We start from the raw sequence: 6175 nt of genomic DNA, 5'->3' as shown, positions 1-6175 counted from the left end.
GGCGGGGACGGGACCGCCTCGACGGGGCGAGCGGTGGGCTGGTCCGGCACGTGCACTCCCCTGACGCCAGGTGCTCTGGCGCCACGCCAGCTGCAGATCACGCCCATTCTCGCCGATCGCGGGAGCGCCCGCGGTCGGCGGACGTGCACCGGCCGCGCGGTGCGCGGGTGCGCCCGCGCCGGGCGCCGGGCAGGCTGGGGGCGTGGGCGGACGCGGAGCGCTGGAGCTGTGGTGGGCGGACCTCGACGAGGCCGAGCGGGCGCAGGTGGTCGAGCTGGCCGACTCCGGCGGGCTGCTGCCCCCGCCGCTGGCCCAGCCGCTGCTGGCGCGCGGGGTGGCGCTCGCACCGGCCGCGTGGCGGGAGTCCGTGCAGGACGTCCCGGTGGGCTGGGAGGTCCCCGACGAGCTGGTGGACCTCCTCGAGGAGCTGCGCAACGGGGAGTGAGCGGGCGCCCGCCCGGGGCGGGCGCCCGCTCCGCCGCCGCGCGGTGCCGCGCGGCGGGCGCGGGCCTCAGGCGGCGGCGACCGTCGTGGCGGCGACGAGCCCGCCCAGGACGACGGTGAGCTTCTCCACGACCTCGGCGTCGTCCTTGGGGTGGGTGTCGGCGAAGCGCACGACCGAGCCGGGGATGGCCATGGCGACCTCGGTGAGGACGTGGGCGCCGGCGATGCCGAAGGACTTGCGGGCGTCGTCCTGGGCCCACACGCCGCCGTACTGGCCGAAGGCGCTGCCGATCGCCACGAGCGGCTTGCCCGTCAGCGGGCTGGCCCCGTAGGGGCGCGAGGCCCAGTCGACGGCGTTCTTGAGCACGGCGGGCATGGTGCCGTTGTGCTCGGGGGTCACGACGAGCACGGCGTCGGCGGCCGCGACGGCCGCGCGGAAGGCCAGCGCGCTCTGCGGGACGGCGCCCTCGACGTCGACGTCCTCGTTGTAGAAGGGCAGGTCGCCCAGGCCCTCGTAGATCGACAGCTCGACGCCCTCGGGAGCGAGCGCCACGGCGGTCTCGGCGATCTGCCGGTTGATGGAGCCGGAGCGCAGGCTGCCGACCAGCACCAGGACGGTGGTCATGGGTCCTCCTCGGGACGGGGGGTGCGACGGCGTGCCACACGATGCGGACTGTAGTCCGCTTCTGCTCCCGTCTTCAAGCAGCCACGGGTGCCAGGCCCTACCCTGCCTCGCGTGGGACCCCTGGGATCACCTCCGCGCGGACGCGTCCTGCCCGTCCTCGGCACCCCCGCCCCGGCGGTGCGCGCCGACGCCTCCCGCAACCGCGAGGCGCTGCTGCGCGCGGCCCGCCGGCTGCTGGAGGAGGTGGGCGCCGAGGAGCTGAGCATGGACGCCCTCGCCGCGGCGGCGGGCCTGGGCAAGGGCACCGTCTTCCGCCGCTTCGGTTCCCGCGCAGGCGTCTTCGTCGCCCTGCTCGACGAGTCCGAGCGCACCTTCCAGCAGGCGGTGCTGTCCGGGCCGCCCCCGCTGGGACCGGGCGCCGACCCCGTCGAGCGGCTGGAGGCCTTCGGCCGGCACCGGCTGCGCTTCCTCGCCGAGCGCGGCGACCTGCTGCGCGCGGCGGCCGCCGACCTGGACCGCACCGGCGGCGCCCCCGCGGCCTTCACCCGTCTGCACCTGCAGGTGCTGCTGCGGGCCGCGGGCGTGCGCGGCGACCTGGAGGTCCTGGCCTTCGACCTGCTCGCCGTCCTCGAGGCGCCGCTGAACCACTACGTGCGGGGTGCGCCGGGGCTCTCGCCGCAGCGGCTGGCCGACGGCTGGGCCGACCTCGTGCACCGCGTCGCCCGCCCCTGAGCAGCGCTGGACCCCGCCGGGCGGCCTCAGCCGGGCCCGGCCGCGAGGTTGGTGTCCACGAGCCGCGAGGCGCCGCCCAGCCGGCGCACCGAGGAGACCTCGACGGCGTGGCGCACGACGACGGCGCCGCTGACGAGGACGGCCCCCACCGTGAGGAGCATCGTCAGCCGGGCACCGGCGCGCGGCGGCGCCGGCGGGCCGGGCTCGACGGCGGCGGGCTGGACGAGGCTCACCCTCATGCCTCGGCCCGCGCCCGCGGGCGCTGCAGGCCTCGCGGGCGCTCTCACCCGATCGGAGCGGCCCGCCGCCGGGGCGGTGCGCTCAGGCGGTGCGCTGGTAGAGGACGTGGTCCTGCCAGGAGCCGGCGATGCGCAGGTAGCGGCGTGCGACGCCGATGCGCTCGAAGCCGTTGCGCTGCAGCACCGCCTGCGAGGCGGAGTTCGACAGCAGGGTCGCCGCCTGCAGCCGGTGCAGGCCGAGGCCGCCGGGCGGTGGCGCGAAGGCCGCCGCGACGGCCTGCGCGACGGCGGTGGTCGCGACCCCGCGGCCGTTGACGGCCTCGGCGACGAAGTAGCCGACGTCGGCGGACTGGAACGGCCCGCGCACCAGGCTCGAGAGGGTGAGGCGCCCGACGAGCTCGCCGTCGTGCTCGACGACCCAGGGCACGACGCGGCCGGCGGCGTGCTCGGACAGGGCGTGCCGCAGCAGCCGCGCCTGCCCGTCGGCGGTGAAGTGCTCCGGCCCGCGCTCGGGCTCGAAGGGCGCGAGGAAGGACCAGTTGCCGCTGAGCAGGCCGGCCAGCGCCGCCGCGTCCCGCTCGGTCACCAGCCGCAGCGCCGTGCCGGTGCGGCGCGGGCTCACGAGCGGCTCACGACAGGACGAACCAGACCGTCTTGCCCGAGTCGGCGTGCTCGACGCCCCAGCGGTCCGAGATGATGTCGACGAGGGCCACGCCCCGGCCGCCCTCGGCCTCGGGGGCCGCCGTGCGGCGCACCGGCGGCTTGCGGCTGCCGTCGGAGACCGCCACCTGCAGCCCGGCCGAGCCGTCGCAGTCCACCCGCACCCGCACCGGGGGCCCGCCGTGGCGCACGGCGTTGGTCACCAGCTCGGAGACCAGCAGCTGGGCCTCGTCGAGGACTCGCGCGTGGTGCAGGGCGCAGTAGGCCTCCGACAGGAAGGCGCGCGCGCGGCGGGCGGAGTGCTCGTGGTCGGGCAGCGTGATCTCCGCCGCCGGGGTCGCCTCGCACACGGGGGACATCCTGCCGTCGCCCGGCCCGGCGTGCGCGGCAGCCCCGCCCGCGACACGCCAGCAGCCCGCCCGGCGGCGCCCGCGGCTCAGCTCGTCAGCAGCTGCACGAGCTCGGTCGCCGTCCGGGACACGCCGGCCCGCAGGGCGTCCAGCTCCGCGTCGCGCACGTGCCCGCAGCTGAGCAGGTCCGCCGGCCGCGGCGGGCGCGCCGGGTCCAGCAGGCGCTCGGACAGCTCCACGCCCAGGCGCACCGCCAGCGAGAGCGGGGACGCCCAGCCGGGCCGGTCGACCTGCGCGAGGGCGCCGGCGAGGTCGTCGGGGAAGGACCAGGCGGCCAGCGCCTCGGCGGAGACCCGGGTGTGGCCGACGCCGTAGCGGCGCACCTCCGCGGCCAGCAGCTCCTCGCGGTCGCCCGCCCCCGCCAGCAGCAGCGGGTACTGCTCGGGGTCGCAGCGCACCAGCAGCGCCTGCCCGAGCCGGGCGAGCAGCCCGACGCTGAAGGCGTCCGGCGCCTGCGCGCCGAGGCGGGGGGCCAGCTCGGCGGCCGCCACGGCGGTGCACACGCTGCGCCGCCAGAAGCCCTCCAGGACGTCGGGCACCTCGTCCAGGCCGGCCATCGCGGAGACGGCCAGGCTGCGGACGGTGGAGAAGCCGATGACGGTGACCGCGAACGCCGGGGCGGACACCCGCCCCGACAGCCCGAAGTAGGCGGAGTTGGCCAGCCGCAGGACCTTCGCGGTCAGCGCCGGGTCGTAGCCGAGGGTGCGCCCCAGCGAGCGCGCGTCGGAGCGGTGGTCGTCGGCCTCGGCGATGACCTTGGCCGCGACCGGGCGGTGGGCGGGCAGGTCGTCCAGCGAGGCGGAGACGCGGCCGAGGACGTCGACGGCGCCGGCGGGTGCGGCGGAGGTCCCCAGCTGCGGGGTGCCCGCCGGCTCGCTCACGCCGGCACCCCCCGCGGCGAGGGCAGCCGGCCGCCGGCCGGCGCGGGCGCCACCGGGCGCGCCGCGAGGGTCCCGCCGCCGCGCAGCACCTCGACGAGCGCGGCGCGGGTCAGCGGCCGCGAGTACAGCCAGCCCTGCACGGCCTCGCAGCCCAGGTCGCTCATGACCTCGTCCTGCGCGAAGGTCTCCACGCCCTCGGCGACCACGTCCAGGCCCAGCGTGCGGGCCAGCGAGACGACGGCCGCGGCGACGGCGCGGGCGGGCCCGCCCGGGGCCGCCCCCTCGGCGGCGGGCGCCGCGTCGAGGTCGCGCACGAAGGAGCGGTCGACCTTGAGGTGGTCGACGGGCAGGTCCTTGAGGTAGGCCAGCGAGGAGTAGCCGGTGCCGAAGTCGTCGATGGCCACCCGGGCGCCGTCGCGGCGCAGCTCCTCCAGGACGGTGCGGCAGGCGCGCAGGTCGCTGGCCAGCGCCGTCTCGGTGACCTCCAGGCAGACGTCGCTCAGCCGCAGCCCGGCGGCGGCCACCGCGCGGCGCACGCCCGCGGCGAAGCCGTCGGCCGACAGGCTGACGGCGCTGACGTTGACGGCCACCCAGCCCGGCACGTGCGGCAGCTCCCCGGCGGCGTGCGCGGCGCGCCAGGCGGCCAGGTCGCGGCAGGCCACGGACAGCACGTGCGCGTCGAGGGCCGGCACGAGGTTGGCGCGCTCGGCGAGGTCGATGAAGGTCTGCGGGTCGACCGGTCCCAGCTCGGGGTGCTCCCAGCGGCACAGCGCCTCGACGCTGACCAGCCGGGCGGGGCGGCCGGGGCGCACGATCGGCTGGTAGTGCACGTCGATCGCGCCGCGGGCCAGCGCCTCGCGCAGGTCGGCGACCAGGCGCAGCGCGCGGCGGGCGCGCTGGCGCACCTCCTCGTCCAGCAGCGCCCAGCGCCCGCCGCCGGCGGCCTTGGCCTCGTGGACGGCGATGCCGGCGTCGCGCACGACCTCCTCGGCGCTGCAGGCGAGCCCGTCGAGCAGGACGACGCCGATGCTGGCGACCAGGCGCAGGCGCAGCCCGTTGACCTCCACGGGGGCCAGCAGGGCGTCCAGGACGCGGCGCGCGGTGGCCTCCACGGCCTCCAGGTCCGCCAGGTCGTGGCAGACCAGGACGAACTCGTCACCGCCGGGGCGGGCGACCATGTCGGCGCCGCGCACGGTGCGCGCCAGGCGCCGGGCGACCTCGACGAGGACGGCGTCGCCGGCCTCGGGGCCCAGCCCGTCGTTGACGGTCTTGAAGTCGTCGAGGTCGACCATGAGGACCCCGGTGCGCGAGCGGGCGGCGGCGGGCGCGCCGGCGGCCGCGCGCAGGTCCGCGAGGGGGTCGGCGGCCGCCTCGGCGGGTGCGGCGAGCAGGTCGGCGAGCCGCTCCAGCAGCGCCAGCCGGTTGGGCAGGCCGGTCAGCAGGTCGTGCTGGGCCTGGTAGGCCAGGCGGTGCTCGCGGGCGAGGCGGTCGGTGACGTCCTCGACGGTGCCGACGAACCCCGCGCCGTGGCCGGGGGTCTGGCTGGGGGCCAGGCGCAGGGTGACCCAGCGGACCTGCCCGGCGGCGTTGCGCAGCCGGGTGTCGAGGACGACGCGCTCGCCGGCGAGGACGCGGGCGACGGCCTCGACGACGCCGGCGCGCTCGTCGTCGACGACGTGCGTCAGCCAGGCGGTGCCGCACAGCTGCTCGGCGGGCAGGCCCAGCAGCGCCGCGAACGCCTCGTTGACGCGCGAGAGGCGGGCGCCGACGTCGGAGACGATCGTGGGCACCGGGGAGCTGTGCGCGAGCGTGGCGAAGCGCTCCTCGGCGGCGCGGACGGCGGCCTCGGCGCGCTCGTCGGCGGGGGCGACGACGGCGACGACCCAGTAGACCTCCTCGCGGGAGGCCTCCAGGCCGACGGGGACGGGCGCCTCGGGCACCGGCCAGGCCGTGACCTCGGTGTGCCGGCGGCCGCCGCCGGCGGTGACGGCCTCCACGGAGTAGCGGCTGCGCCGGGCGCGCGAGAGCCGCTCCCCCGGCGGGGCCTGGTCGGGGTCCGGGCGCAGCAGGCGGGTGACGGCGAGGTCGACGAGGTCGGCGGCGGCGACGCCGAACAGGTCGGCGGCGGCGGGGTTCGCCCAGCGCACGCGGGCGACCTCGAGGGGGGCGGGGTCGCCCGCGTGC

8 protein-coding genes are annotated in these 6175 nt (G+C 78.3%); 2 read left to right on the top strand and 6 right to left on the bottom strand.

The features are described from left to right. Positions 1 to 202 precede the first annotated feature (202 nt). Positions 203 to 445, top strand: a complete 243-nt coding sequence (locus GTQ99_RS18575) for a hypothetical protein (protein ID WP_166617207.1) — start codon at positions 203 to 205, stop codon at positions 443 to 445. 66 nt (positions 446 to 511) lie between these two features. Here the strand turns inward: GTQ99_RS18575 and GTQ99_RS18570 are convergent, their stop codons facing one another. Further along, positions 512 to 1069 carry an NAD(P)H-dependent oxidoreductase gene (locus GTQ99_RS18570; RefSeq protein ID WP_166617206.1) on the bottom strand — a complete coding sequence of 186 codons (558 nt, stop codon included), beginning with the start codon at positions 1067 to 1069 and terminating at the stop codon, positions 512 to 514. Between the two features lie 111 nt (positions 1070 to 1180). On the opposite strand from GTQ99_RS18570, the gene GTQ99_RS18565 reads away from it, so the two are divergent. Then, on the top strand, positions 1181 to 1801 hold the full coding sequence (locus tag GTQ99_RS18565) for a TetR family transcriptional regulator (RefSeq protein ID WP_338075103.1): 621 nt from the start codon (positions 1181 to 1183) through the stop codon (positions 1799 to 1801). Between the two features lie 26 nt (positions 1802 to 1827). Here the strand turns inward: GTQ99_RS18565 and GTQ99_RS18560 are convergent, their stop codons facing one another. The 5 genes from GTQ99_RS18560 to GTQ99_RS18540 all read right to left on the bottom strand — a co-directional run. Next, positions 1828 to 2034 carry a hypothetical protein gene (locus tag GTQ99_RS18560; protein ID WP_166617205.1) on the bottom strand — a complete coding sequence of 69 codons (207 nt, stop codon included), beginning with the start codon at positions 2032 to 2034 and terminating at the stop codon, positions 1828 to 1830. A gap of 88 nt (positions 2035 to 2122) precedes the next feature. Further along, complete coding sequence (locus tag GTQ99_RS18555; RefSeq protein WP_338075101.1) at positions 2123 to 2662, bottom strand: GNAT family N-acetyltransferase; 540 nt, start codon at positions 2660 to 2662, stop codon at positions 2123 to 2125. Positions 2663 to 2669: 7 nt separating this feature from the next. Continuing rightward, positions 2670 to 3059 carry an ATP-binding protein gene (locus GTQ99_RS18550; protein WP_166617204.1) on the bottom strand — a complete coding sequence of 130 codons (390 nt, stop codon included), beginning with the start codon at positions 3057 to 3059 and terminating at the stop codon, positions 2670 to 2672. A gap of 77 nt (positions 3060 to 3136) precedes the next feature. Continuing rightward, complete coding sequence (locus tag GTQ99_RS18545; RefSeq protein ID WP_166617203.1) at positions 3137 to 3991, bottom strand: HDOD domain-containing protein; 855 nt, start codon at positions 3989 to 3991, stop codon at positions 3137 to 3139. After that, the coding region (locus tag GTQ99_RS18540) for a putative bifunctional diguanylate cyclase/phosphodiesterase (RefSeq protein WP_166617202.1) at positions 3988 to 6175 on the bottom strand (2188 nt) is incomplete at its 5' end. The genes GTQ99_RS18540 and GTQ99_RS18545, both read right to left, overlap by 4 nt.

Source organism: Kineococcus vitellinus (genome assembly GCF_009906315.1).
GTDB lineage: Bacteria > Actinomycetota > Actinomycetes > Actinomycetales > Kineococcaceae > Kineococcus > Kineococcus vitellinus.
This window is presented reverse-complemented; position numbering and strand designations above follow the sequence as displayed.

Excerpts from the sequence above, each read along its gene's own strand:
- GTQ99_RS18570 (WP_166617206.1), bottom strand. The coding sequence starts at position 1,069 with ATGACCACCGTCCTGGTGCTGGTCGGCAGCCTGCGCTCCGGCTCCATC.
- GTQ99_RS18550 (WP_166617204.1), bottom strand. The coding sequence starts at position 3,059 with ATGTCCCCCGTGTGCGAGGCGACCCCGGCGGCGGAGATCACGCTGCCC.